The sequence below is a fragment of the Bradyrhizobium sp. WYCCWR 13022 genome (assembly GCF_030435535.1).
Taxonomy (GTDB): domain Bacteria; phylum Pseudomonadota; class Alphaproteobacteria; order Rhizobiales; family Xanthobacteraceae; genus Bradyrhizobium.
In genome coordinates, this window is record NZ_JAUIZJ010000015.1 from 163,043 (window position 1) to 189,119 (window position 26,077).

Genomic DNA, 26,077 nt, shown 5'->3' on the forward strand with positions numbered 1-26,077 from the left:
ACCGTCGCGGTCGAACAGAGGTGTTTGTGAAACGCAATAGTTACGGCTCGGGGGCTAGCAGCGGATCGCACCCCCGATCGGTCGTCCAACTTGGATCGCGCTGATGAACATCGAAACGCACGCGAAGTGGGCTTGCAGGATGCCTCGACAATCGACGGCTCATGAGTATTCGTGCTCCTTGCCTCCCTTTCCAGATGCGCTCAACGATGACCATCGGTACCCGACCGAACACGGTTCAAACACTTTCGGACCGGCGAGCTTGACATTTGCGCTCGCATCGGAGCTCGGCGCCTGGCTTTCTGCAAGAATCATCAGGCACCTTTGGCATAAGACCGCAACCGCTTTTCGAGGACCGTCAAAAGCGTATCGCGAATAGGATCGCGGGAACCACGCAGCCAACTTGCAGCGAGCGGAAGCCGTCCAACTGCTCCAAAGCGCTCCAGCTTGAGCGGAACAAAGCGAACGCCCGCAACAGCCATGCGAGAGGTCCAGCGGGGGACGACGGCCAGTCCCAGTCCAGCCGCAACCATGTTCACGATCGTCTGCTTTTCATCGGCGAGCTGAGCGATGCGGGGCGTCAGCCCGGCGTCCTCGAACAGCTTCATGGTCAAGTCGTGGCTGTGGGGCCGAGATCGCCGATCAGGAACGATCATCGGTTGATGAGCGATCGCCGAGAGCGACAGACATTCGTTACGTGCAAGCGCGTGCCTGCGGGGAAGGGCGACCACTGCGGTTTCCATGAGCAGAGTTTTACATTCGAGCCTTCGGTCCATCTTCTCCGGAGGACGGATGAAAACGAGATCGAGCGCTCCGGAAAGGACCTTGGGAAGCAGCCGGAACGTCTTTTCCTCCAGAAGATGAACGGTGACGTCGGGGTATTTCGCGCGGAAGTCTCGCAACAGCTGCGGCATAAGCCCGGCCGCAGCACTGTCTATGGCGCCTACCTTGAGATTCCGGGCTCCGACCGAACGCGAGCGACCGCGCAAGACGGCCTCCACGGTCGAGACCTTTGAGAGAATGATGCGCGCCTCCCGAAGAAGTAGCGCGCCGTCGTCGGTCAAAGAGACGGCTCGCGTGGTCCTTGCAAACAGCCGCGTACCAAGATCCTCTTCCAAGAGTTTGATGTGGCGGCCGAAGGCGGAAGGTAGCATCTGCAGGTGTTGGGCCGCGCGGCCAAAATGCAGCTGCTCGGCGGCGGCGACGAAACATCTCAATTGACGCAGCTCCATGAGCAGGCCCTTTTGTCGAATCCGAGCCATTATACCATTTTTTTGTACAAATAAGGGCGTATTGAGTGACGCCGTCTCTTCCTTCTAGGCTGGCCGTAGATAAAAGGCATGGCTGCCAGCCGGGGCGCCAGCCGAAAAACGAGGAGGCCCAAGGTGGTGAACGAGGTTCAGAAGCGCACGATCCGTCGAGTAGCTTACCGGATCGTGCCATTCGTGATGCTACTCTACTTCGTCGCGTTTATCGACCGAGTGAACATCGGCTTCGCAGCGCTGACGATGAACAAGGATCTTGGTTTCTCCTCCTCCGTATACGGATTTGGTGCGGGCATTTTCTTCTGGGGTTACTTCCTGTTCGAGGTGCCCTCCAACATCATTTTGGACAAGGTGGGAGCCCGACTGTGGATCGCTCGGGTCATGATCACCTGGGGCTTGATATCCGGGGCAATGGCGTTCGTCCAAGGGCAAACAAGCTTCTACGTTCTTCGCTTCTTGCTCGGCGCGGCCGAAGCTGGGTTCTTCCCAGGAATTATCCTCTATCTGTCCTATTGGTTTCCCGCGCGCCAGCGTGCCGGGATCACCGCTCTGTTCATGGCAGCGGCGCCTCTTTCAACGGTCCTCGGATCGCCCGTCTCGGCCGCTCTTCTGGAGTTGCACGGCTTGTTCGGCCTTAAGGGGTGGCAATGGCTATTTCTCCTCGAGGCGCTACCCGCCATCGTGCTTGGGTTCATCGTGCTCGGATTCATGACGGATCGGCCGGAACAGGCGAAGTGGCTTGCCGATGATGAGCGGGCCTGGCTGGTCGAGGCCATGAATGCGGAGCGGGCGGCCAAGGCAGGGTCGGCGAGCCATAGCGTCTGGCGGGGACTGACGGATCTACGCGTTCTGGCTTTGTCCCTCGTCTACTTCGGCACGTCGGCGGGACTGTACACGCTGGGGGTATGGGCGCCGCAGATCATCAAAGGCTTCGGCCTGTCGAATATGGCGGTTGGATCGCTCAATGCGATCCCGCCGACGATCGCCGTGGTGGCCATGTATCTGTGGTCAAGGCATTCGGACCGCACCAACGAACGGACGTGGCATGTAGTCATCGCTTGCCTCGTTGCGGCGGCCGGGCTCGCGCTGGCAGGCATGTCGACTGGCGTTGCTTCAGTTATCGCTGCGCTGGTGCTGGTGAACGTCGGCATCAGCGCCGCCAAGCCGCCGCTTTGGAGCATGCCGACACTGTTCCTGGCCGGTCCGGCCGCGGCGAGCGGCATCGCAACCATCAACTCCATCGGCAATCTCGGCGGCTTCGTCGGTCCGGCCATGATCGGATGGATCAAGGACCTCACCGGCAGCTTCGAGGGCGGGCTCTATTTCGTCTGCGCACTCTTGTTGTTGTCCGCCACGCTGACGTTGCTGCTCGCGCGCTCGATCGGCCGCCATCAGGCGGCCGTCGCGCACTAATCATACGGAAGAGGAAGGATATCTCTCATGAAGACCTACAACGTTGCGGCAATCCCAGGCGACGGTATCGGCTCCGAAGTTGTGGATGCCGGCGTCGAAGTTCTTAAGGCGCTGGCGAAGCGCGATGGGGCATTCACCTTTCACTTCGACCACTTTGATTGGGGTGGGGAATATTATAAGCGGCATGGCCGCATGATGCCCGAAAACGGGCGCGATCTGATCCGTAATCACGATGCAATCCTGTTTGGCTCCGCAGGGCACCCAGAAATTCCGGACCACATCACGCTTTGGGGCCTGCGGCTCGCGATCTGTCAGCCGTTCGATCAATATGCGAATGTGCGTCCGACCCGCATCCTTCCCGGCATCACCTCGCCCTTGCGTGCCGTCAAGGACAAGGAGCTCGACTGGGTCATCGTTCGGGAAAATTCGGAAGGCGAGTATGCGGGCGTCGGCGGACGGGTCCATCAGGGATCTCCTTTGGAGGCAGCAACCGATGTCGCTATGTTCACGCGCGCCGGTGTGGAGCGGATCATGCGCTTTGCCTTCGGCCTTGCACGGTCTCGTCCCCGCAAGTTGTTGACCGTCGTGACGAAATCCAATGCACAGCGGCATGCAATGGTCATGTGGGATGAAATTGCAGCGGAGGTCGCGCGCGAGTTTTCTGACGTGACGTGGGACAAGATGCTGGTCGATGCCATGACGATGCGCATGGTCATGCGCCCGCAGAGCCTCGATACGATCGTGGCTACCAATCTCCATGCTGATGTGCTGTCCGACCTTGCCGCTGCCCTTGCCGGTTCGCTTGGCATCGCCCCGACCGCCAATCTCAATCCCGAGCGCAAATTCCCATCGATGTTCGAGCCCATCCATGGCTCCGCCTTCGACATCACAGGCAAGGGCATTGCCAATCCCGTCGGGACATTCTGGTCGGCGGTTATGATGCTTGAGCATCTGGGGGAGAATGCAGCCGCGCAGCGGCTCATGAAGGCAATCGAGCGCGTCACCGCCAACCCCGAACTGCATACGCCAGACCTTGGAGGATCGGCGAACACCCGCAAGGTGACAGACGCTGTCGTGAGCGCGATCCAAGCGGAAAACGCGTGAAGCCCCCCAATGTCCGCTGTGTGGACCGACGCACGGGCTCGCAGCTTGCTGCGGCAACTCTTTGATGCCGCAATCGCGAGCGCTGATCCGCGCATAGCCGTCACGACGCATCTGCCGCCAAAGCCCAGCGGACGCTGTATTGTTGTCGGAGCCGGCAAGGCGTCCGCGGCAATGGCTGCGGTGGTCGATGCGGCCTGGCCCGACGTCGAATTGTCGGGGGTCGTTGTGACGCGGCACGGGCACGCGGTGCCGGCGGGCGGGATCGAAGTCCTTGAGGCGTCGCACCCCGTCCCGGACCACTCGAGCGAGGCCGCGGCGCTGCGGATGCTGGATGCGGTCAGAGGGCTGACGAAGGATGACCTGGTCCTAGCGTTGATGTCCGGTGGCGGGTCCGCACTGATGGCCCTTCCCGCCCCTCCGATGACCCTCGCGGACAAGCAAGCGGTAAACCGGGCATTACTCGCGAGCGGGGCGACGATTGCGGAGATGAATGTGGTGCGCAAGCACCTGTCGGCGATCAAAGGCGGTCGGCTGGCGCTTGCAGCGCGCCCTGCGCGCCTCCTCACCCTCGTGATCTCAGACATTCCGGGGGACGATCCGGCTGCGATCGCCTCCGGCCCGACGCTGCCGGATGCCAGCACGAAGGCCAATGCGCGCGAGATCGTTCGCCGTTTCGGGATCAAGCTGCCCGACTCTGCGCAAGCCGTTCTAGACGGCGGACAAGATACGGCGAAGCCTGGGGACATTGCCGAAGATGTCCGTATTATCGCCGCGCCACTCACGGCCCTTGATGCTGCAGCGCAGCTCGCCAAGCGCGAGGGATTGAGCGCTGTTGTACTTGGGGACGCAATCGAGGGGGAGGCCCGAGAGCTCGGTACCATGATGGCCGGAATTGCCCGGTCGGTCGCTCAGCACGGGCATCCTGTAAAGGCGCCGGCCGTTCTGCTTTCAGGAGGAGAGACGACAGTTAGCATCGGTCATGGCCGAGCAGGTCGTGGTGGTCGCAATACCGAGTTCTTGCTCGGACTTGCGGTGGCCCTTGATGGAGCGGCGGGCATTTGGGCCATTGCCGGGGATAGTGACGGGATTGATGGAACGGAGGATGCCGCCGGCGCTTTGGTGACGCCAGATACCTTGCATCGCGCCGCTGCGAGCCAGCTCGATGCCCGCGCGCTTCTGACGGCTCACGATAGTTACACCTTTTTCGAGCGTCTTGGTGATCTCGTTCGAACAGGTCCCACTCTCACAAATGTCAATGACATTCGGGCCGTTCTGATTGCGCCGACTAGGCAACAGACGTCGTAAGCTGGCAAAGCTCGTTCGTTCGCCTACATAAGGCGCCCGCTCGTGCGAGAGCTCCCGCGAGCGCGTCGTGCAGAGCTGCATGCTCAGAGAGCAACCATTCCACACCAGAACATCCAATCTTTGCCGATATCGACCTCGTATTTGCGAGCGAAGTTCAGTTTGCCATCGTCGGCGACGTCGAATACTGTCAACCCTGCTGGAACCGTCCGAACGGCGCCACCGTCGCGAACGTCAAGCGGCGCAACCGCAGCTGTGACCAGCATTCGTCCGGCCGGATGGATTGAGAATGTCCTGCAATGGAAGGTCAGGGTATCAATGGTCTGGATGAGCGTCGGCTCTCCGCTTGCGGGATTGATCGAAAACACGGCGACAGTATTTTCTCCCTCCCCATGGACCTTTCGGCCCGCGAAATCGATCGTTCCGTCCGAGCGGTTGGCAAGATAGACGAACCGGCCGTTGGGGTGCACGTGGATGGGGCCGACGAACTGGACCGGTAGCCTAGCTTCGTGGTTTTCAGCAGTATATCTTTCGAACAGCGGCTTAGGATCGATGCCTTCGTCACTCGTCCCATAGACCAGCAGCTGGTTGTTGCGTTCCATCGATACGAACATCCACGGTTTTTCCGGATGAAAGTCGACGTGCCGCGGGCCGAAGCCAAGTCCGTTTCCTTTAGTGATCGAAGTCTCATGCGAAAGCTGCCCCGCTTCAAATCGGAAGACTTTCAGGGCTCCGGGATCTTCGGGCTTGCCGGCGCCCGGATCGTTGCCGCGCGTCGGAAGCACGACGAGCTTGCCAGACGGTGAGACACGGACTTGGTGAGCATAGATGCCGGCATCGATTGAGCCGGACTGCTTGATTTCAACTCCGATGGAGCCGTTCTCCCCGAGCGCATGGACGGTCAGATCTGACGGCATGTTGTAAGCAACAAGCAGATAGCGCCCTGCCGGATCGAGCGTGAGGTTAACTGGGCGGTTCTTGAGAAAGACAGGCTCTCCAAATTGCTGCAGCCGCCCCGTGTCTTGATCGATCGCATAGACCGCGACCCCGTGCCGGTCGTCAGCCTTGGAGGTATACCGGTTGCTAAAAGCCACGTAGAGCAGCGGCTTTGATGGATGCTTCCAGGCGTACTGAACCGCCTCTGGCACGCGAATAGTGTCAATTTTCTGCAAGGCGAGCTTCGTGTCGTCGGCCTCGTAACACATCAGCTCGGACCCAACTGCGACGTAGAGGACCGCGCGAGCTGTGTTCTGCGCAGCAACTGCTCGTGGCGATAGCCCCGCTGCGGCAAGGAGGCCTACAAACGTACGGCGGCTGAGTGACACTGCGCGGTTCATGCGTTCAACTCCTCGTAACGTGCTGCTAAGTCTACTCGGCCTCAAAAGGCTGGGCCGGCGGGGCCGGACCAGCCTTCTGTTTATTAGGGCCGCTTTCCGGCTTCGTGAGTGGCGCGAGTCCATGCCCGAGCCTGATCCGAGAGGCTGAAGCCGAGGCCCGGTCGGTTTGGCACGATCATGCGTCCATTCACGACATGGAGTTTCTCGTTGAACATGGCTTCCGACCACTCGAAGTGCTCGACCCAGGGCTCGCGGCCGTAAGCCGCCGTCAGATGAAGGTGGATCTCCATGCAGTAATGGGGAGCGAGCTGCAGCTTCTTATGGTCGGCAAGCGCGAGGATCTTCAGGAAGGGGGTGATGCCCCCGACGCGGGGGGCGTCTGGCTGAATGAAGTCGACCGAATTGTGCCGGATCAGCTCGTAATGTTCATCGACGCTTGTTAGCATCTCACCCGTGGCGATCGGGGTTGCAAGCTCCTTGGCGAGCGCGGCATGCCCTTCGTAATCGTAAGCATCCAGCGGCTCTTCGATCCAGGTCAGGCTGAACTGCTCGGCAATGCGACCAAACCTCAGTGCAGTCGTGCGGTCCCATTGCTGATTGGCATCGATCGCCAGCGGTACGTCGCCAATATGTTTGCGCACTGCCTCGATGCGGGCGAGATCAACCATCGGGTCGGGCTGGCCGACTTTGAGCTTGATGGCGCCGATGCCCTTTTCGAGCGCCATCGAGACGCGCTCCTTGACCTCCTCGATGGGCATGGAGAGATAGCCGCCGGATGTGTTGTAGCAGCGAACCGAATCTCGGTGGGCGCCGAGCAATTTGGCCAGCGGCAGCTTCGCTCGCTTGGCCTTGAGATCCCACAACGCAATGTCAAAGGCGGCAATTGCCTGGGTTGACAGTCCACTACGCCCGACGGAAGCGCCGGCCCAGACCAGCTTGTCCCAGATGCGCGCGATGTCATTGGGATCCTCACCTATAAGTTCACCGGCAATTTCCTTGGCATGAGCGAACTGCCCGGGCCCTCCCGCGCGCTTCGAATAGCTATAGCCGATGCCACTATGGCCCTGCTCGGTTTCGATCTCCGCGAACAGGAACGCGATCTCCGTGAGCGGCTTTTGGCGGCCGGTAAGCACCTTCGCGTCGCTGATCGGTGCGGCAAGTGGAAGGAAAACCAGCGATAGCTTGACCCATGCGATTCGATCGGTGGTGGCTTCGCCGGGCGCAAGTCCCGCAGCTAGCGGATTGGCAATGATGCGTGTCGTGTTTTGCATAAAGTTCATCTGTTCGTCCTCTTTCGTCGTTGAATACTCTTCTGCGGCCCGGCGTCTATTCGGCTGGTATTGGCGCAGCGCGAGGAAGCTCGGGCCTTTCCTGAATGACGGCACGTTGAATCGGGCCCACGATGACCCAGTAGCTGATAATGGCGAGTAGGCCATGGAGGCCGACATAGAGCAGCGCGCCATTGAAGGATCCGGTCGCTGCAAGGATGTAGCCGATCGCAACCGGGGTCGTGATGCCGGCAGTATTACCGATCGCGTTGAAGACGCCGCCGGTCAGCCCGATGACTTCTTTTGGCGCGGTATCGGCCACTACGGTCCAACCTAGCGATCCAAAGCCCTTGCCGAAAAAGGCGGCGCTCATCAGGACTAGGATCAACGTGGTGGAGTCTGTGTAATTGCAGCCGATGATCAGCATCGTCATCAACAGACCAATCGTAATCGGCGTCTTCCTCGCGGTGCTTAGCGATCCGGTCCTGCGAAGAAGCCAATCTGAGAAGAAGCCGGTCATGACGCCGCCAACGAAGCCGGCGATGGCCGGGATGGTCGCCACTAAACTTGCGTCGAGTACCGAAAAGCCGCGGGCCTTGACGAGATAGCTCGGAAACCAGGAGACGAAGAACCAGGTGATGGATGTAATGCCGTACTGCGCGAGGAAGATGCCGACGAGCATGCGGCTGCGGAAGACTTCGGCCAGATCCGACCATTTTGGACCGCGCTCGGCGGAGCGCACAGGAGCTGCGCCGAGGTCGACAAGGCCGCCACCAGAGCGAATGTGATCGAGTTCAGCTGGCGCGACTTTTGGATGTTGAGCAGGCGGATAGTACGTGACGAACCAGAGGGCGGAGAATGCGAGCCCTAGGACGCCCATCACAGTGAAGATGTGCTCCCAGCCGAAGCGATGATCTAGATAGCCCATCAAAGGCGTGAAGATCACGAGGGAGACATATTGCGCGCTGTTGAAGATCGCGCCGGCAATGCCGCGCTCGCTCGATGGAAACCAGGCAGCGATGATGCGCCCAGCAGCCGGCCCGACTGGAGATTCGAACACGCCAAGCAGGAAGCGCAAGGCGAGCATGGCCAGAAACGGATAGGCGAGCCAGGCCACGCCGCTCATCAGGAACGTGACGACCGACCAGAGGATCAATCCGACCAGGATGCTGAGCTTTGCGCCGAGCTTGTCCGTGATCCAGCCAGCGGGCACCTGAGCCAGCACGTAGGCCCATGCGAAAGCGGAAAACATCCAGCCGAGTTCGACCGGGCTGATGCCAAGAGCCTTGGACATATTGGGGCCCGCGATCGAGAGCGTCGCTCGATCGCCGCTGCTTAGTGCCAGCAACATCGTGATGAGTGCCAAGATCACGAAACGAAATTGGAAGCGCGCCACTCTGCTCCCTGACATACGATCCTCCCGTCGAGGTTTTCCCGGATCGATCTCTCGCCGATCACGGAGCCCAACCTAGACGCAGGATCAATTCACGTCTAAACTCAATTTTGGATCGAGCTAATACCTTAAAGTTATCAATGATCGAATTTGCACAAATTCGTGCCTTTGTTGCGGTTGCCGACGAGCTTCATTTCGGGCGAGCGGCCAAGCGCCTCAACATGACTCAGCCGCCACTCAGCCGGCACATCCAGATGCTCGAGCAACAGCTCGATGTGACGCTGCTTGAGCGAACGAGCCGGTCGGTTGAGCTGACCGTCGCTGGAAGGGCGTTTCTCTCTGAAGCGCGAGGGCTGCTTCAGCAACGGGAGAATGCGGTGAAGGCTGCGCGACAAGCAGCCTTATTGGCTGGTGGTGCCCTGACGATCGGCTTCGTGGGTGCTACAACTTACGGGTATTTGCCTTGGCTTGCCTCGTGCTTGCGCAGCGAACTACCGCACATCGAAGCAAGCTTTGTCGAGCTGACCTCGCGCGAGCAGCTCGAAGCTCTCAAATCAGGGCAAATCGATTTCGGCTTGGTGCGCCCATTGCAGACGGCCGAGACGGTCAGAAGCGCATGCGTGTTCCGCGAGGAGCTGGCGCTCGCCCTGCCACTCGATCACCCGCTCGCGGGGCGGCGCCGGCCCGAGCTTGAGCAGCTCGATGGGCAACCCTTCATCATGTATTCGAGCGCTGGCCCCTACATGAACTCGCTGCTGACCATGGCGTTTGGAGCCGCCGGCATCCGGCCGAATGTCGTGCAGTCGATGAGCCAGGCACAAGCCATCCTCGCGCTGGTCAGCACGGGGTTGGGTCTTGCGATTGTTCCCGGAGAGACCCGCAATGCCTGCTTCGACAATGTCGTGTTTCGGCCTATCCGCTTTGGGCGCTCTATCTTTGCTGAATTGCACGCCATCTGGAGAAGTGACAATCGCAATCCTGTTTTACCGCGCCTGCGCGAGCTTGCCTTTCGGGACGAGGGCAGCGGTGTCCGCCGGCCCTTGCAGCTGCAGCCCTAGAGGCCACTAACCAGAACGCGGACCCGGATTCGGTCCGCCACCGCCGCCCTGGGGTGGCTCGTCGCTTACTTCTGCAATGATGTTAAATGGTTGACGAAAGGTCGTAGTGAAGGCCCTGCGTCACTTCGATAAGATTTATCTTATTGTCAACCTTGTGTATTATAAGAAAAAGCTTATTACCGCGGGAAATATTAATATGGTATTCCTTATAGATTTATCAGCTCGTTATATGGTATATCTTATCGGATGAAAGACGCTATCCGGCATCTCGACAGCCGCTTTGCCGCGCTCCGAGCGCTCTCGCACTCCCAGCGCCCTCCCAAGGGCTGGATTCGCGCGATCCGCGACGCCCTCGGCATGACCACCGCCCAATATGCCAAGAGGCTGGGGGTTTCGCAGCCACGCATCGTGGAACTCGAAAAATCCGAGCAAGGCGGCAGCGTAACCCTCAATACGCTTCAACGCGCGGCCGAGGCCCTCGGCTGCAGGCTGGTCTATGTGCTTGTACCCGACCGCCCCCTCGCAGAAGTTGTAACCAAGCGAGCTGCTGAGGTCGCCGAGCGGCAATCACGAGCTATCGAGCAAACGATGCGGCTCGAGGACCAAGCGGTGGAGGACAATCAGGCTGCCCGCGCGCTTCGGGAACAAGCGATCGAGGATTTGTTGAAACGCCCCGCGCGCCTCTGGGACGACGAATGACTGAGACTGATCTGCATGCCGCCGACGATCACGCGACACCGCTGACCCCTCAGGAGCGCGAAGATCTTATCCCAACGCACATTACCTTACGTAGCGAGTTGAACGAACTGGAGCAGCAGAACATCGCGACGGCAAACCGCTGGGCGTTTGGCCGCCGCAAGGTTCCGACGCGGGAAAGTTTTCTCAAGAGTTTGCATCGGCGCATGTTCGAACGCGTCTGGCGCTGGGCTGGAAAATTTCGAACGACGGAGCGCAATCTTGGTGTCGCGCCACATCTGATCGAAATTTCGCTGCATCAGGTGCTCGACGACGCAAGGTATTGGATTGAGAACAACACCTATCCACCGGACGAACTTGCGGTTCGCTTCCATCACCGCCTCGTATCCGTACATCCGTTCCCAAACGGCAACGGTCGCTGGTCACGATTGGCTGCTGACTTGTTGATCGTGCAGCTTGGGGGCCGGCGCTTTACATGGGGCGCCGCCGGCTTGCAGACAGCCGGCACCGCACGCAGGGCCTACATTGCAGCGCTTCAGGCTGCCGACAACCATGATTTCGGGCCCCTCATCGCTTTCGCGCGATCATAAAATGCCCGGCCCACCATCGGGCAAACCCTAACTAAACCAAGGCGCTTTCCTTAGCTAACTCGGTCTACGTCGGAATCAACAGCAGGGATCCGCAGATTTCGCCTGTAGAGCAGCCGTTCGAACGCATACTGTGTGAGCAAGAGATCGAAAGGCTCGTTACGCTGTTTGCAAGATTGAGCAGGCGGCCACGGATGGATGCTCCGACATTCGTCAGCGGCCTACGCATTCAAGGTCAGCGTCTCAAGGCGCGGCTGAACGATTTTGTCCCATATGCCGGCTTCGGCGGCGTATTTTGCGATTTCGGAGGGTGTCGCTTTGCGCAGTCTGATCGCGTCTTTCATCGCTTGCGTGGCGTGCGCAAGGCCTGTGGGGACGTTGTAGAAGGCTTTTTGACGTTGGCCGCTCTTGAAGAGATCGACGATAGTTTTGGCCGGTGTGTAGATCGGTACCGAGATCCCTTCGATGGTGTAATGCTTGATCCCCTTGTCAAACTCCTTGGGACCAAAGCGCGTAATTTGAATGCGAGGCCGCGCAATCTTGGGCCGCCAGTCGCGCGGACCGATCGCCATCCATACATAGGGCGGGATGCGGTCTGTCAGCTCATGGAAGGCGAGCGCAGACTCGTAACAGATGACGCCGTTTCGAATGAGTTTCGCAGCAACTGCGAGCGAGTGGTTACTGTCGAGCAGTGCATCGGGTAGCTGGTAAAGGCCGCGGCTGAGCTGATTGAGCGTGCCCTTCTGTTCCATTCGGGAAATGGTTGCGGCCGTGATCCCTTCCTGGAGAAATTCAGAAAGGCGCATCATGCCCCGCTTCTGAAGAAGCGAGATCGCCCTATCCCTCTGGCGTTGTGGTTGCTTCCTCATGGAAACCCGCATGATACAAAACCTTGCAAGTGTCAAGATTTTGCACAAGGAGTTATATCAATGCGACGTTCCCACAAGACAAATGCCTTTTTGAAACCAAGCACATAACCCCTCGCTTCACTGGCTCGGAATCTGCCCCTCCGGGTCTCACCATGTGGGCAACCCGGCTGGATGAGGCGCACCAAGCCTGCGACAGGCTGGATGGTCTCGTCTCGTGAACCTAAAATTGGGCCATGTCTGAACACGAAGTCGAGTGGTCGCCGGAGCTGATCCATCCTAAGAATGTCGCCGGGACGGCGCTTCTGGGAAAGGCCTGCGATATTCTCGAGCTGATCGGCAGATCACCCGGCGTCCTCGACCAGGCGCGTCTTGCGGACCAGACGGGCATCCCCAGGGCGACCCTGTATCGCATCCTTGCGGCGCTGATCTCGCGTGGACTGATCCGGGCAGATCCGCGCACCCAGGCCTACACGCTTGGTTTCAACTTTCTCGATCTTGCACAGAATGCTTGGTCGTCGTCTGACCTTGCGTCAATTGCGTCCGTAGAGTTGAGGCGCTTACGCGATTTGACCGGTGAGACCGCCTATCTCGCGGTTCAAGACGGTCACCACGTGCTCTCGCTCGGCCGCTTCGAGAGCGCACATTCCGAGCGATCCAATGCGAGGCTCGGCGCGCTTAAACCGATGCATTGCACAAGCCAGGGCAAGGCGATCCTCGCTCATCTCTCCGACGCGCAACTCGACTTGGTGGTCCGCGACGGGCTTGCCAAGTTTACCGAGAAGACGATTTGTGACGGCGAGCAGTTGAAGGCACATCTGGCCATCGTCCGTGCGCGCGGCTATGCGATCGATGACGAAGAGATAGTTCTCGGCACCCGCTGCGTCGGAACGGCTATTCTCGATCCCGCCGGCAAACCGCTTGCGGCCATCAGCGTGGCCGGCCCGACTTTTCGCATCACCGCCGAGCGCGCCGAACGATTAGGGCAAGAGCTCGTTGATGTCGCAAGACGGATTTCGAGCCTGCTCGCACCTGCCATCAAGAGCGCTCGGCATGATCCGGGAAATTACAAGGTCTGGACGAAGAGCACAGCCTTTGTGGGCGCGGCGCCGCGCTGGGATGCGCGCGCGCAGAACTTGGTTTGGGCCGACCTGTTGGCGCCTGCTATCCGCGCCGACGGCGGGCATCCCTTCACCGTCTCGCTGCAGGCGCTCTCTGAGGGCATCAACTCGCTGTGCCTTGTCGAGGGCGGCGTCGCCTATTCAGTTGGCCATGACATCGTGATCGACAATTTATCGGGCGGCCAGGAGCGCATTGAAGGAAAGCCGGGTATTTCCTTCAAAGTGCTGCGCGTCTCGGAGGCTGGTGAGATCTGGGCAGCAGCCTACAGCGCCGAGGCCAACATAAGCCTGGTTGGACCGTGGCGACGGCAATCGGGGATGGAACCGGTGTTCGAAGTGCAAGGCCAGGTGAGCGACATCGCCTTTTGCGGTGATGCCGGCCTGTTCGCGACGGAGCCATCGCGTCAATGCGTCTATCTGCTTGAGCGAAAGGCGGCGCGAAAGCGAAAATTCGCCGATATTCCGAAGGTCGCGGGCGCTCCTTGCGCCCTCGCCGTCGACGAGCAATTTAACCCATGGGTTGGATTGTCGGACGGCTGGAGCGTCGTGAAGCTTAATGAGAGCGGAGAGATTGAGCGAACCGTCGCCCTCCCCGTGCCAAGACCAACCGGTATCGCGTTTGGAGGAGCCTCCCTGTCCGAGCTCTTCGTGACCAGTGCCCGCACCGGCCTGTCGCGCGAAAGCCTCGCCAATGCTCCTCTTTCGGGACACCTCCTGTCGATCGATGTCGGCGAGCGCGGCCTCGCCGATCCAGTCGCAAGGCTTTGACCCAGGCCACTCGCATTATGCCCCAAAGCAACACCGTACCCAAGATCATCTCACTGCAAACCTTTCCGGTGCGCATTCCGTTCGCCGATGGCGGCCCGGGCACGGGCGGCACGCCGTCCCGCTGGCATCGCCTCGACATGGTGCTGATTCGTATCGAAGATGAGGATGGGCATGTCGGCTGGGGCGATGCCTTTGCCTATTTCTGCTTGGAGGCGGTGCGCGCGGCCGTCGATCACATGATCGCGCCGTTTGTGACCGAGGCAGCCATCGACGATATCGCTGCCTGGAACCTGGAGGTGCAAAAGAAACTTCATCTCTTTGGACGCTACGGCATAACCATGTTCGCGCTGTCAGGGGTCGACATCGCGCTGTGGGACTTGAAGGCGAAACGGCAGGGCGTGCCGCTATGGCGGCTTTTCCGGGCGAATGCGCCGACGCACCGGCCGGCCTATGCGAGCCTCGTCAGGTATGGCGACAAGGACCTCGTCGCTGAGCAATGCAAGCGGGCGCTCGAGCGCGGCTACCGGCACATCAAGCTTCACGAGATCGCCCCGGATGTAATCAGGCACGCGCGCGAGGTCATCGGGCCCGGTGTCGCGCTGATGGTTGACGCCAATTGCGCCTGGTCCATGCAGGAGACGATCGCTTTGCGAGAAACGTTCCGCGCCTGCAACACCTTGTGGGTGGAGGAGCCGGTATTCCCGCCCGACGACTACAAGAGTATGGAGGAGATTGAGAAGGCCGCAATCCCCGTTGGCAGCGGTGAGAACGCCAGCACGGCCTTTGATTTCATGCGGATCATCAACGCTGTTACCTATCCACAGCCGAGTATGACAAAAGTCGGCGGGATCTCCGAATTCGTCAAGATCTTGGCCGCATGCGAGCGACACGGTAAGAGCGTCATGCCACATACGCCTTACTTCGGGCCGGGATATCTTGCGACCCTGGCGATGCTGCCTTTGATGCAGGAGAAGACGCTGATCGAGTTCCTGTTCGTCGACCCTGAAGTGTGGCTCGCGAGCACACCGAAGCCGGTGAAGGGGGTTGTCAGCGCATCTGATCGCATCGGCATCGGCTTTGAACCAGATCTCGATGTCCTCAAGCGCTACGCTCCCCGCACCTGATCTCAACATGTGAGACGGCGCACTCGCTGCGAGCTTGATAGGCCTTCCGCCGAGCACTGCTGCCGCTATGGTGATGCCTGAAGGCAAGCATTGCACTGCTTGCGCTGGTTTAGATTCCGTTCTTGGAGGTAGATACGCATGGCTCCGATTGCTTCCCAAACCCTCGAAAAGCTGAAGGCCTGCTCGACAGCGACGCTGACCACGCAGCTCTTCAAGCGCAACTATCGTCAGCAATTCCTGGTTGGGATCACGCCGCTCAATCCGAGCGCTGGTGCGTTTGCCGGGGAGGCTTTCACCTTGCGCTTCATTCCCTCGCGGGAAGACAAGGACTGGGATCTTTCTGATCTCCGCAAGCGGGGTGAGGACAATATGCAGTGGGAGGCCGTGGAGGCGATTGGTGCAGGCCAAGTCCTGATGATCGACAGCCGCAACGACCCGCGTGCCGCATCGGCCGGCAACATGTTGATGACGCGCATGATGCGCAAGGGCGTTGCGGCAGCCATTACCGACGGCGCATTCCGCGACGGGACAGAAATCTCAAAAATGGCGTTTCCCGCTTACTGCAGGGCCAACACGGCCTCGACGCGCCCTGCCTATCATCGCGCGGTTGACATGCAATTGCCAATCGGCTGCGCCGATGTTGCCGTTTACCCCGGCGACATCATCGTCGGGGACAGCGATGGCGTCGTCGTCATCCCACGTGCCATCGCCGAGGAGGTGGCGGAGGAGTCTCATGAGCAGGAGCTGCGCGAGAGATTTCTATTCACCAAGATCGATGCTGGCGCGCCTCTTTGGGGCACCTACCCGCCGAACGAGGCAACGCTGAAGGAATACGCGGAATGGCGAGCCCGGCGAGCGGCGGAGTAAAGCGATGGGTGCGCTCACGAAAGCCGCGCAGGCGGAGGCCTTGATCCGCCGATACTTTCAAGCCTGCAACGATGCCGATCACCAGGCGCTGCTGGACTGCTTCACGAGCAATGCTGTCCACTATTTCCCACCCGGCCTGCCTGGTGCGCCCTGGCGCGGCGCTCAGGCAATAGCCGACGGCTGGGTCTGGTGTGTCAAAACGATGGGATCGCGCTGGACCATTGAGAAGGTTCTGGCCAGCTCGGACGGCCACGAAGCGGTGATCGAATGGACCCATTGGAAGACGGCCCTTGGTGAGGTGCTGCGCGGCGATGAATGGTACGTCTTCAACGACGACGTCACACGGATTGCCGAGATCCGGGCCTACTATGCCTCTCCCGTCAACAAGGCCGAGACAGTCAACAAGCTGCATGACTTCGACTATGAGGCCAGGGGCTATGCCATGGCGCCGCCCTCGCCTCCGCCCAAATTGTCCTGAAGCGCCCGGGCCTGTTCATGACCTCACTGACCGGAAAGACACGCGTTCATGCGCTAATAGGCTCGCCTATTTCGCAGGTGCTGGCACCGGGCTGGCTGACCAAGCGAATGGAGGATGCCGGATATGACGGTGTGCTGGTGCCGCTGCAGGTCGAGAGAGGCAATCTTGACACGGCTCTGGCGGCCCTCAAAGCAATGCTCAACATCGACAGTATTCTTATCACGCTGCCACACAAATTCGGGGCGATCGCGCATTGCGACCGCCTGTCTGATCGCGCCAAGGTCCTCGGGGCGATCAACGCCATGCGACGAGAACAGGACGGCCGCTGGCTCGGCGACAATTTCGACGGTGCCGGTCTGACTGCCGGATTGAAGAAGGCGGGCCATGCCATCGCCGGCAAAAACGTGTTCATGGTCGGCGCGGGCGGTGCAGGCTCCTCGATCGGCGTCTCCATGCTCGAAGAAGGCGCCCGCCGGTTGACCTTCCACGACCTCGACGCGTCAAACCAGAACAGCCTGTTTGACAGGCTTAGTAAGGCATATCCAGGCAAGGTCTCCATCGATACTGCCGTTCCTCGCGATTGCGATATTGTCGTCAATGCGACGTCGGCAGGCTTGCGGGACGGCGACCCGCTACCAGTCGATCCCGCTCAACTTGCGCCGCACATGATCGTTGCCGACGTTATCACCGATCCGGTCCCGACAAGGCTCCTGTCGGAGGCAGCCAAGATTGGCTGCGCCACGCGAGACGGCACGCACATGCTGGATGGACAGATCGCGCTTCTGTTCTCCTTCATGACCTCTGGTCATTGAGCATCAGACCGCTCACTAACGGCGACAGTCTCACGAAGTGAGACGATCTCTCGCGGACAATGAAAGACGGGCTTCACGTTGAAAGCCGCGCTCGCTAACGTTTCGCGCAATCATAACAACAATACTTGGCACTCTGGAGGAGACACTTGCGAACGCCATCGAGGCGGTCGGGCCAAAGGAATCGATCGCCGCCTGCTCCCTGAGTGGTCGCTCTGCCTGGCACCGCCGCGACGAGAATAACGCCGGGGCGGAAGCGGATGCGCTCCGAATACCGAGTCCGAATCGACCTCTTCTAGCCGAAAATCTGGGCGTAGCTCTAATTCGAACAGTCAATTGCCATCGGGAGGATTGAAAATGAAGACTCTTGCTAGAGTTTTGACAGCTGCTGTTGTCTCGCTGGCCCTCTTGGGGCAAACAGCGACAGCCGGGACGCTTGAGAAGATCAAGTCCGCGGGTATCATTCGCATCGCCGTCGATCTCAGTGTCCCTCCCTGGGCATTCAAGGACGAAGACCTCAATCCCACTGGCTCGGAAGTCGAAACAGCTAAGCTCTTGGCTGCCGATCTCGGCGTGAAGATGGAGATCGTGGGGACGAACAGCGCCAATCGCATTCCTTTCCTGATGTCGCATCGCGCAGACGCAGTCCTTTCGGCCTTGTCGATCACTGATGAGCGCAAGAAGCTGATCGCGTTCTCGCTGCCATATTCTGGAGCGACGTCCTATGTGGCAGCACCGAAGAGCATGCAGATCAAGACGTTCGCTGATTTGTCGGGAAAGCGCATTGCCGTCACGCGCGGCACGACGAACGATGCGGATGTGACTGCGGCGGCCCCGCGAGATGCGGAAATCGTGCGCTTTGAGGATGAAGCAACGACCATGACGGCGGTCGTGTCCAACCAGCTTGACTTGGTCGCGCAGGTGCCGACCCTTGTCGACCTGATCAATAAGAAGAACCCGGCCAAAGAGCTTGAGCTGAAGCTGCCGCTTCGGACCGCGCCTATGGGTGTTGGCATGCGTAAGGAGGATACGGATCTGAAGGAATGGGTCGACAGCTGGGTGAAGAAGAACATCGCCAACGGAAAACTCCAAGCGATCTTCAAGAAGTTTCAGGGCGCCGACCTGCCCCAGGAAGTCATCGCCGCGTCTCAATGACATGGCCTACGGCCCTTGAAACGAGCAAAGTCCTATGACTTACAATTTCGACTTCGCAGCCGTGCTGGCTTATTGGCCGCTCCTGTTGGAGGGTATCTGGACGACGCTACGGCTCACTTTATTCTGCACGGTGTTCGGCATCCTTTTAGGTGGTGCCTGCGCCGTGGTCCGGACCGGCGGGCCAACCTGGGCCCGTTGGATCGTCTCCTTGTATGTGGAGTTCATCCGCAATACGCCGCTGCTCGTGCAGTGCTACTTCCTAATCTTTGGCATTGCGAGCATGGGAATTCGGTTGCCCATCCTGGTTGGTGCGACCATCGCGCTGACGGTCAATATCGGAGCTTATACGACTGAGATCGTGCGTGCGGGCATTGAATCGATCCATCGCGGCCAGCTTGAGGCGGCGACCTGCCTTGGACTGTCGCGCACCCAAACCTATCTGCATGTGATTATTCGGCCAGCGCTGGAGCGCGTCTATCCGGCGCTGTCGAGCCAGTATGTTCTGTTGATGCTGGCCTCGAGCATCGTGTCCTCGGTTGGCGTTGAGGAGCTATTCGGGATCTCTAACCGTATCCAGAGCGAGACTTATCGCAATTTCGAAATCTTCGTCGTGCTCGGCGGCATCTATCTAGGTCTCGCCATACTGGTACGTGGGGGTTTTGCTCTCCTCGGGCTTGCGATGTTTCCTCGCCGCCGCAAGCTCGGAACCCCGCTGTGAGCATGGAGATAGCAGATGAATAGCGCCTACATTCTCTCGTTGCTCCAGGGGCTATGGGCGACGGTCGTATTGAGCCTGTTAACTTTCCTGTTTGGCGGCATCGCCGGCTTCATCGTCGCTCTGGCACGCATCTCGCGGAATTGGGCGATTTCGCGCGGGGCGGCGGCCTATATCGAGATCATGCAGGGACTTCCGTTGCTCGTCCTCATGGGTCTGTGCTTTTACGGGCCGAGCATTTTGGGCTACGACTCCTTATCTCCGCTGACGGCAGCGACCTTCGCGCTCACACTTTACAGCAGCGCCTATCTGGGCGAGATCTGGCGCGGCTGCATTCAGGCGGTGGCGAAGCCGCAATGGGAAGCCGCAGAGTGCCTCGGCCTGACGCGCTGGCAGCGCATGAGGGCTGTCATCCTGCCGCAAGCTCTGCGCATTGCCATTCCACCGACAGTCGGCTTCTTGGTCCAGATCGTCAAGAACACATCGATCGCCTCACTTGTGGTCGGATACGCCGAGCTCTCCTACAACGCAAAGATCATCAACAACGCAACATTTGAGCCGTTTCTCTACTTCGGCATCGCTGCCCTGATGTACTTTGCGATCTGCTATCCGCTGTCGGTTCAAAGCAGAGCCCTCGAAAGGAAACTCAATGTCGCCAATCGTTGAATTAAAGGACGTGCGCAAGAGCTTTGGCGAGCTGGAAGTCCTTAAAGGTGTCACCTTTGAGGTGAACAGGGGCGAAGTCGCCGCTATCATCGGCCAGAGCGGATCGGGCAAGAGCACGGCGCTACGTTGCATGGATCGCCTGGAGACCATCCAAGGCGGCTCGATGCTGATCTGCGGCCACGAGCTCCATGATGACGACATCGACTTGAAGTCTTTGAGACGCGATGTCGGAATCGTTTTTCAAAGCTATAACCTCTTCCCGCACCTGACCGTGGCCGAAAATATCATGTTGGCCCCGCGCATGGTAAAAGGCATGAAGCAGCGGCAGGCCCGCGAAATTGCGGATACTGTGATCGCCAAAGTGGGGCTGCGGGAGAAGATGGACTGCTATCCGGAACAGCTTTCCGGCGGGCAACAGCAGCGCGTAGCCATTGCCCGCAGCCTTGCCATGGAGCCTAAGTTGATGCTGTTCGATGAAGTGACTTCAGCGCTCGACCCGCAGCTTACGGGAGAAGTGTTGCGTGTCATGGAGCAGCTCGCGGCCGACGGCATGACCATGATCCTGGTGACCCATGAAATGGCCTTTGCCCGCAAGGTGGCGGACCGCGTCATTTATATGCGCGATGGCAAGGTGCACGAAATGGGATCGTCGGACATCCTGCGGATGCCTGCGACGCCCGAGCTGGCGGCGTTCGTCGCCGAATCAGCTGAGCATTAAGCTGCGGCAGTGAACGGGCGCTCAAACGGTCCATCTCAAATGGTTTGAATGGCGTTCTATGATCACCAACCAGCTTTTGACGGCCGGTGCGGCTCGACTTGGCTTCTCGGCGTCCGCTGGCGGACGCGTGACCTCTCTCGAGCTGTGCAGCAGCAAGGGTAGCGGCTTGCCGCGACGGGTCTTGCGTCCGTTCCCGGCCGGGGTAGAGCCCGCTCAGTTACTGCGCTGGCCCAAGGGTGGTATCTATCCCCTCGTCCCCTATAGCAACCGCGTGAGGGATGGGGTTCTTCTCTTCCAGGGTAAGCGGTACGAGCTTGCGGCCCATCCCGACGCGCTGCCGCATACGTTGCACGGGCATGCGCACAGGATGCCTTGGGAGACGATCTCGCTGACGCCATCGCAGGTGACGATGCGATACTCGCACAAGGGAGGCGCCGACTGGCCTTGGGCGTTCAGCGCAACTCTTAAGGTCGAACTTGAACCCTCGCGTGCCATATTTTGTCTCAATCTTCGAAACGAGGCGCAGACGCCGATGCCGGGTGGAATCGGCCTGCATCCCTATTTCGAGCACCAAGTCGATGACAACATAGAGTTTGACGCACCGATCGACTGGGCCGTGACGACGGACTATCTCGCCGCGCTGCCGGATGCCCATTCTGCCGGGCCCACAGCAGATTCATTGCCGCCCGGTGAGGTGACGCTTTATCGCAGTGGATGGCGCGGGCTCTGCGTTATTCACCGCTCGAATGGTGATCGGATTGAAATGCGAGGGGATCCTGCATTTTCGCATTTTGTGCTGCATCGGCCCGCTGATGCCGCACATCTATGCGCAGAGCCCGTCAGCCACGTTGCGGACGGGTTCAACCTGTTCGCTCGCGGTTGTGCTGACACTGGAACTGTGATTCTGGAACCCGGAGACGAGCTGAAGGGCTCTGTTGTGATTTCCATGAGTTGATAGCCGCGGATGGTCAAAGCTGCGGATGGCGTCGGACATTTGGTCTCCCTTTGCAAGCGCCGCGCCCCGGCAGGGATGGACCGTTCAGGCGAGCATTGTTCGAAAGTGCCAAACATTGCGAGACCCTAGCCTGCCAGTTGCATGCATTACCGAGAGATTCCGCTGAGCGGACGAAGTAATTCAGGGAACATAGACTGATGTGAATAGGGATAGGGTGCTGGCGAGGCGCTCACTTGGTTCAAGCGCTCCACCTCCTTGATGGAAAGTTGCCAGTCGAGGGCTGCGATGTTTTCAACGAGCTGTTCGGCCGTGCGGGCGCCAATGACGACACTTGAGACGGTTGGCCGGGCGAGTAGCCAATTGATCGCAACTTGAGACGCGCTTGTCCCGCGCTCCTGCGCGATATCGTTGAGCGCATCCACGATGTCAAAGAGCTTGGCGTCGCGCTCGGTCAGGCCTCCGAATTTCGCCGCTCGGCTGTCGGCCTGCGGCGGCCGGTCACGGCTGATCTTGCCGCTAAGCTTGCCGCCGGATAGCGGGCTCCATATGATGGCGCCTATGCCCTGATCGAAACCCGCGGGCATCAATTCGTGTTCATAGTCCCTGCACAGCAAGGAATAGTGGACCTGATGCGAGATGGGGCGCGGCAAGCCAAGCCAGTCAGCGGTGGTGGCCATCTTGGCCAGCTGCCATCCGGAGAAGTTAGACGCCCCAATATAGCGGACCTTCCCGGCCTTGATCAGTTCCTCGAAGGCGCGCAGTGTTTCCTCGATCGGTGTATTTTCGTCATAGCCGTGGAGTTGCAGCAGGTCGAGGTGATCGCAGCCAAGTCGCTTCAGCGAGGCCTCGCACGCCATTATGATGTGCTGCCGGCTCGCCCCCATTCCGTTCGGCCCGCTATGCGAGCGGTAGCCGAGCTTGGTGGCGATCAGGGCCTGCGATCGGCGTGAGCCCAGAGCCTTTCCGAGGATTTCTTCCGCCGCGCCCATCGAGTAGACGTCGGCGGTGTCAAAGAGATTCAGCCCCGCATCGAGGCATATGTCGACGAGCCGTCGGGCCTCCGATAGATCGGTCGTGCCCCACTTGCGAAAGAACTCGTTCCCACCGCCGAAAGTCGCTGTCCCAAAGGCCAGGGCTGGGATCCTCAGCCCTGAACGGCCGACACCCCTATGTTCCATCACATTGTCCTAGCCATAAGCACCCTGTGCTTGCCTCGTTGCAAAGCGGCTCATTTTGGATGCTCGATCTCGGGGGAGCGTCATCAGACTTCATCAATCACAGCGCCCATCTCGATCCGGGTCTGGCTCGACACAAGAGCACGGATCCGAGCCTTGCGGACGGGAGCGTGCCTGGAGTTACGGTGCGCCTCGACGGCCTCGTAGTCGTCGAAGAGTTCATTGGACATGAAAGTATCCGGCAGCACCACGCCATCAGGATTAACCGCCTGCAGGATTTCGAAGCGACGACAGCCAGGCTCCTCCGCCAGGGCGATTGCCGCAGCCTCTAGTAGTGTAGCCCTCAATTCCTCCTCACAACCCGCCTTCGCGACAAAGCGCGCGACGATGGCTAAAGTTCCTGACATGGCTTTCTACCTCAAGAGCGGAGAGACGGTCGCGGCATATGCCGACCGATAAGAAACAAGAAATAAGCCGCCGGTCGTCACGGGCGCGAGCGCTAGAAATCGAAAGGATCGCGCTCGACGAGACTAACCCAACGAAAGCCTCCCCTGGCGCACTTGGAAGGGGCTCAATTTAGCCGAAGGCGCAGGTCAAACCGGCAGCCCAGAGCTTCTCAGAAAGGACTGCCTGGCTTGGATCGCATCGGTTCGTGCAAACCGATGCGCTAAGATGCAAAGAACCGCTAGTCAGTCATTGAAGGGTATACCAGGCGCCGGTGTCGTCGGAAGCCCCGGCTCGGTAATGCGCGCGCAGTTGCTTGGCGTCTTTTTGCCTTCAAGTGTCTGTTTGAAGAACGCCAATGCGTCCGGGAAAGCGGCAATCAGGCCCCCGTTGTGAGTGGCACCAGGATAGGTGTTCCAAACGACCTCGTTTCCGGCCGAGCATAAGGCCGCCACGGCTGCATATTGGCGACGGGGCGGCAGTACTGAATCGGCCAGACCCGTGCCAAGCAGAACGGGCACCGGCAGCCGCACGGGCTTCATGTCGGTCGGAGACGCAAGGCTCGCTTCGATGTTCGCGATCGGTTGGACATAGGCGTTGTCGGCGGTGACAGTATCTTTCTGCGCGATCGCGCGCATCTCGCCGGTGCAGCCTTCTCGTGCTGCGCGTAAGACGAGCCTTCCCTTGTCAGTCACGAGGTTGTCTACGGGGGGTGCCTCATCGGGAAGCGAACCGCCGAGCATCATGAGGGTGAGGTAAATCGGCGAGCCAACCTTGAATGCCTCCGCAGGCCGGTAAGGGCCGTCGGGAAAGGTCGACACGACCCCTGTGGCGACTGTGGCGAGCAAGGGTACATCTGGCGCATAGTTCGGTGCGACCGTTGTTGCGCCCAAAGCTGCGCCTGAGCCTTGCGACTGACCACTGATGAAGACCTTGGGAGCGAGCTTGTCGCCATGGGCGGCGCGCGCTGCCCGGACGGCATCGAGCACGGAATGCCCTTCAGCTTCCCAGATCAGGTAAGGATGCGGGCCGGGACCGCCGAGACCCTGGTAATCGGTGGCAACGACCGCAAACCCATTCTCTAGCCATTTTTGGATGTAGGTTGCATCGCGCGGCTTGTGCCCGGCCCAGGACGGCGCGCACACGTCCGCAACGCCCAGCGTGCCATGAGCCCAGGCCACGAGGGGCCAGCCTCCGGCCGGCGGTTCTCCAACCGGCAGATACAGTGTCCCGCTCACCGGTACGATCCCGGCGTGCCAACGTACATCCGTCGAACTGTAGAGAATGCGTTCGGCGAGAGCCGCTTTCGTGATCTCCGGCTGGGCCTTCATTGGCTCTTCACGCAGCATCACGCCCGGCCTTGTGGGCAGCGGATCGGTCCAACGATAAAAAGCCGATAGGTTTTGATCGCCCCATTGGGGGCCAGTCGGCAGCGCGGTGTTCTGCGCGAAGGCCTCGGATAATGCCAAGGCCGAAAGGATCGAGATTGCGAGCACCGACTTCATTGTGAACCTGTTGGGATTGAGCTTTAGCAGCCTGTTCATTTTCTTCATCCGATCTGGTTCCATAACGGGCTATCGTGCGATGGACTTGAGCGCCTCTTCATGGGCAGCGCGCAGGAGGCCGAGAATGTAGCCGTTTGCGAACGCAAAGCCTATCACGTAAGAGGGATCATCCTGATGACGCGGACTATGATCGGCCAGCAGTGAGCCGCCGCTGTCGCGAAGCAGGCGAATGATGTTGAACAAGTCCACATCGCCCTCGTCATGATAGACCTCGACGAAGTCGTTCTGGCTGGCGCGGACATTGCGGAAGTGGATCTGATGAATCTTCTTTCTCTTGATCAAACCGTATAACAGCGCAAGCTGATCAACCCCTTCAGGCATCGATTCCCGTGAGACCCCGGTATCGTATTGAAAGCCATTATGAGGTGAATCGTACAGCTTCTCGTATTTGAGCAGCGCGTTCGCATAATCGCCGGCATCGAAGCTGTCGACACCGAGATAGCCGAGAGGCAGGCCGCCCGGATCGTAGGGGTGGCAAGCCATTTTGACCCCGCTCTCCGCGGCCACGGGGATGACGCGGGACGCCCAAACATGCAGGCGCTCCCAATAGTCGTCCGCTGAGACACGGCCTGCAGGGGTCGGCGGGAGGTCGCGCCAATTGTCTTCTAGCTTGAACGCGTCGTATTCCGACCCACCACGGCCCTGAACTTTGCGATTGCGCCGGATCGGGGTCAAATTCCAATGATAGCTGATGATCTTGACCCCGGCGCGGCCGGCGGTTTGGACGTTTTCGCAAATCAGATCCAGATAACGGTCGCGTTCCGGCCCCGGCGCCATCGCGATGTACGCCGAATCCATCCGGATGCTCTCCCAGATGAGATCGTTTTTCTGCAGCGTGTCGGCGATGCGCATCATGCCTTCGAGGCTCCAGCGCGTGGTGGGCTGAAGCCGCGCGCCTCCCATGCCCGTGCCGAGCGCCTGAGCGCGAGCAAGCGCACCCTCGTCGGGCGTATCGCTTCCAAAGACGTCCGGAGCGGCGTTTCTCGTCTCCAGCGAGACATCGAGATAGCGAATGCCCCACCGCTGGTGCCACTGCATGTTCTGCCGCGAGGTCACCGGTCCTCTGTCGAAGTTGCGTTGGCCACCCAGCCTGATCTTGTCGTTGACGCGCACGGCAAGCGAAGGGACGCCGCCGCTTGGCTCCTGCTCCGCGACCGCTGCACCTGACATGCCAGCGCTGGCGGACATGGCCAATAGGGCCTTTGTAAAGTCGCGCCGATCCATTTGTTGC

25 protein-coding genes and 1 pseudogene are annotated in these 26,077 nt (G+C 59.8%); 17 read left to right on the forward strand and 9 right to left on the reverse strand.

Annotated features, from left to right (window positions below; all coding sequences use genetic code 11):
- Positions 1 to 311: 311 nt before the first annotated feature.
- Positions 312 to 1,229, reverse strand: a complete 918-nt coding sequence (locus QY049_RS22225; protein ID WP_128930059.1) for a LysR family transcriptional regulator — start codon at positions 1,227 to 1,229, stop codon at positions 312 to 314.
- A 153-nt stretch (positions 1,230 to 1,382) separates the two neighbouring features.
- On the opposite strand from QY049_RS22225, the gene QY049_RS22230 reads away from it, so the two are divergent.
- The 3 genes from QY049_RS22230 to QY049_RS22240 are packed head-to-tail and all read left to right on the forward strand — an operon-like array spanning position 1,383 to position 5,084.
- On the forward strand, positions 1,383 to 2,675 hold the full coding sequence (locus tag QY049_RS22230) for an MFS transporter (protein WP_128930058.1): 1,293 nt from the start codon (positions 1,383 to 1,385) through the stop codon (positions 2,673 to 2,675).
- A 27-nt stretch (positions 2,676 to 2,702) separates the two neighbouring features.
- On the forward strand, positions 2,703 to 3,779 hold the full coding sequence (locus tag QY049_RS22235) for a tartrate dehydrogenase (RefSeq protein ID WP_128930057.1): 1,077 nt from the start codon (positions 2,703 to 2,705) through the stop codon (positions 3,777 to 3,779).
- 9 nt (positions 3,780 to 3,788) lie between these two features.
- Entirely contained in the window at positions 3,789 to 5,084 is a 1,296-nt protein-coding gene (locus tag QY049_RS22240; RefSeq protein ID WP_128955144.1) for a glycerate kinase, read from the forward strand.
- An 83-nt stretch (positions 5,085 to 5,167) separates the two neighbouring features.
- On the opposite strand, the gene QY049_RS22245 is transcribed toward QY049_RS22240, so the two are convergent.
- The 3 genes from QY049_RS22245 to QY049_RS22255 all read right to left on the reverse strand — a co-directional run bounded on the left by QY049_RS22245 (position 5,168) and on the right by QY049_RS22255 (position 9,082).
- Positions 5,168 to 6,418, reverse strand: coding sequence for a beta-propeller fold lactonase family protein (locus QY049_RS22245; protein ID WP_164933592.1), 1,251 nt, complete (start codon positions 6,416 to 6,418; stop codon positions 5,168 to 5,170).
- A gap of 83 nt (positions 6,419 to 6,501) precedes the next feature.
- Positions 6,502 to 7,689: a mandelate racemase/muconate lactonizing enzyme family protein gene (locus tag QY049_RS22250; RefSeq protein WP_128930202.1), complete on the reverse strand. Its 1,188-nt coding sequence runs from the start codon at positions 7,687 to 7,689 to the stop codon at positions 6,502 to 6,504.
- Positions 7,690 to 7,744: 55 nt separating this feature from the next.
- Positions 7,745 to 9,082, reverse strand: coding sequence for an MFS transporter (locus QY049_RS22255; RefSeq protein WP_347338574.1), 1,338 nt, complete (start codon positions 9,080 to 9,082; stop codon positions 7,745 to 7,747).
- 137 nt (positions 9,083 to 9,219) lie between these two features.
- Here QY049_RS22255 and QY049_RS22260 point away from each other — a divergent pair, with 137 nt between their 5' ends.
- The 3 genes from QY049_RS22260 to QY049_RS22270 all read left to right on the forward strand — a co-directional run bounded on the left by QY049_RS22260 (position 9,220) and on the right by QY049_RS22270 (position 11,423).
- Positions 9,220 to 10,137: a LysR family transcriptional regulator gene (locus QY049_RS22260; RefSeq protein WP_128930053.1), complete on the forward strand. Its 918-nt coding sequence runs from the start codon at positions 9,220 to 9,222 to the stop codon at positions 10,135 to 10,137.
- Between the two features lie 246 nt (positions 10,138 to 10,383).
- Positions 10,384 to 10,836, forward strand: a complete 453-nt coding sequence (locus tag QY049_RS22265; protein ID WP_128955143.1) for a mobile mystery protein A — start codon at positions 10,384 to 10,386, stop codon at positions 10,834 to 10,836.
- Positions 10,833 to 11,423 (forward strand): mobile mystery protein B, encoded by a 591-nt coding sequence (locus QY049_RS22270; RefSeq protein WP_128930051.1) that lies wholly within the window; start codon positions 10,833 to 10,835, stop codon positions 11,421 to 11,423. The genes QY049_RS22265 and QY049_RS22270 overlap by 4 nt, the downstream gene beginning before the upstream one ends.
- Before the next feature lie 218 nt (positions 11,424 to 11,641).
- Here the strand turns inward: QY049_RS22270 and QY049_RS22275 are convergent, their stop codons facing one another.
- Complete coding sequence (locus tag QY049_RS22275; protein ID WP_313753859.1) at positions 11,642 to 12,301, reverse strand: type IV toxin-antitoxin system AbiEi family antitoxin domain-containing protein; 660 nt, start codon at positions 12,299 to 12,301, stop codon at positions 11,642 to 11,644.
- Between the two features lie 221 nt (positions 12,302 to 12,522).
- On the opposite strand from QY049_RS22275, the pseudogene QY049_RS39135 reads away from it, so the two are divergent.
- The 11 genes and pseudogenes from QY049_RS39135 to QY049_RS22325 form a co-directional block, all read left to right on the forward strand.
- A pseudogene (locus QY049_RS39135) lies at positions 12,523 to 12,732 on the forward strand (helix-turn-helix domain-containing protein); the annotation flags it as partial.
- A gap of 168 nt (positions 12,733 to 12,900) precedes the next feature.
- On the forward strand, positions 12,901 to 14,175 hold the full coding sequence (locus QY049_RS22280; protein ID WP_245470724.1) for an IclR family transcriptional regulator C-terminal domain-containing protein: 1,275 nt from the start codon (positions 12,901 to 12,903) through the stop codon (positions 14,173 to 14,175).
- Positions 14,176 to 14,192: 17 nt separating this feature from the next.
- Positions 14,193 to 15,299 carry a mandelate racemase/muconate lactonizing enzyme family protein gene (locus QY049_RS22285; RefSeq protein WP_128955142.1) on the forward strand — a complete coding sequence of 369 codons (1,107 nt, stop codon included), beginning with the start codon at positions 14,193 to 14,195 and terminating at the stop codon, positions 15,297 to 15,299.
- A 138-nt stretch (positions 15,300 to 15,437) separates the two neighbouring features.
- Complete coding sequence (locus tag QY049_RS22290; protein ID WP_128930048.1) at positions 15,438 to 16,166, forward strand: ribonuclease activity regulator RraA; 729 nt, start codon at positions 15,438 to 15,440, stop codon at positions 16,164 to 16,166.
- 4 nt (positions 16,167 to 16,170) lie between these two features.
- Entirely contained in the window at positions 16,171 to 16,644 is a 474-nt protein-coding gene (locus QY049_RS22295; protein ID WP_128930047.1) for a nuclear transport factor 2 family protein, read from the forward strand.
- A 17-nt stretch (positions 16,645 to 16,661) separates the two neighbouring features.
- The gene (locus QY049_RS22300; RefSeq protein WP_128930046.1) at positions 16,662 to 17,456 is read left to right on the forward strand and encodes a shikimate dehydrogenase; all 795 of its coding nucleotides are present in this window, start codon (positions 16,662 to 16,664) and stop codon (positions 17,454 to 17,456) included.
- Between the two features lie 354 nt (positions 17,457 to 17,810).
- On the forward strand, positions 17,811 to 18,608 hold the full coding sequence (locus QY049_RS22305) for a transporter substrate-binding domain-containing protein (protein ID WP_128930045.1): 798 nt from the start codon (positions 17,811 to 17,813) through the stop codon (positions 18,606 to 18,608).
- 34 nt (positions 18,609 to 18,642) lie between these two features.
- Positions 18,643 to 19,326 carry an amino acid ABC transporter permease gene (locus QY049_RS22310; RefSeq protein ID WP_128930044.1) on the forward strand — a complete coding sequence of 228 codons (684 nt, stop codon included), beginning with the start codon at positions 18,643 to 18,645 and terminating at the stop codon, positions 19,324 to 19,326.
- 15 nt (positions 19,327 to 19,341) lie between these two features.
- On the forward strand, positions 19,342 to 19,989 hold the full coding sequence (locus tag QY049_RS22315; RefSeq protein WP_128930043.1) for an amino acid ABC transporter permease: 648 nt from the start codon (positions 19,342 to 19,344) through the stop codon (positions 19,987 to 19,989).
- Complete coding sequence (locus QY049_RS22320) at positions 19,973 to 20,707, forward strand: amino acid ABC transporter ATP-binding protein (protein ID WP_128930042.1); 735 nt, start codon at positions 19,973 to 19,975, stop codon at positions 20,705 to 20,707. Before QY049_RS22315 ends, QY049_RS22320 begins: the two co-directional genes overlap by 17 nt.
- Positions 20,708 to 20,765: 58 nt before the next feature.
- Complete coding sequence (locus QY049_RS22325; RefSeq protein WP_128930041.1) at positions 20,766 to 21,662, forward strand: hypothetical protein; 897 nt, start codon at positions 20,766 to 20,768, stop codon at positions 21,660 to 21,662.
- Between the two features lie 146 nt (positions 21,663 to 21,808).
- Here the strand turns inward: QY049_RS22325 and QY049_RS22330 are convergent, their stop codons facing one another.
- The 4 genes from QY049_RS22330 to QY049_RS22345 form a co-directional block, all read right to left on the reverse strand.
- Entirely contained in the window at positions 21,809 to 22,840 is a 1,032-nt protein-coding gene (locus tag QY049_RS22330; protein WP_128930040.1) for an aldo/keto reductase, read from the reverse strand.
- Positions 22,841 to 22,923: 83 nt separating this feature from the next.
- The gene (locus tag QY049_RS22335; protein WP_128930039.1) at positions 22,924 to 23,244 is read right to left on the reverse strand and encodes a putative quinol monooxygenase; all 321 of its coding nucleotides are present in this window, start codon (positions 23,242 to 23,244) and stop codon (positions 22,924 to 22,926) included.
- 282 nt (positions 23,245 to 23,526) lie between these two features.
- Entirely contained in the window at positions 23,527 to 24,834 is a 1,308-nt protein-coding gene (locus QY049_RS22340) for a lipase family protein (protein ID WP_232995552.1), read from the reverse strand.
- A 21-nt stretch (positions 24,835 to 24,855) separates the two neighbouring features.
- Positions 24,856 to 26,070, reverse strand: a complete 1,215-nt coding sequence (locus tag QY049_RS22345) for a mannonate dehydratase (RefSeq protein ID WP_164933591.1) — start codon at positions 26,068 to 26,070, stop codon at positions 24,856 to 24,858.
- Positions 26,071 to 26,077 lie beyond the last annotated feature (7 nt).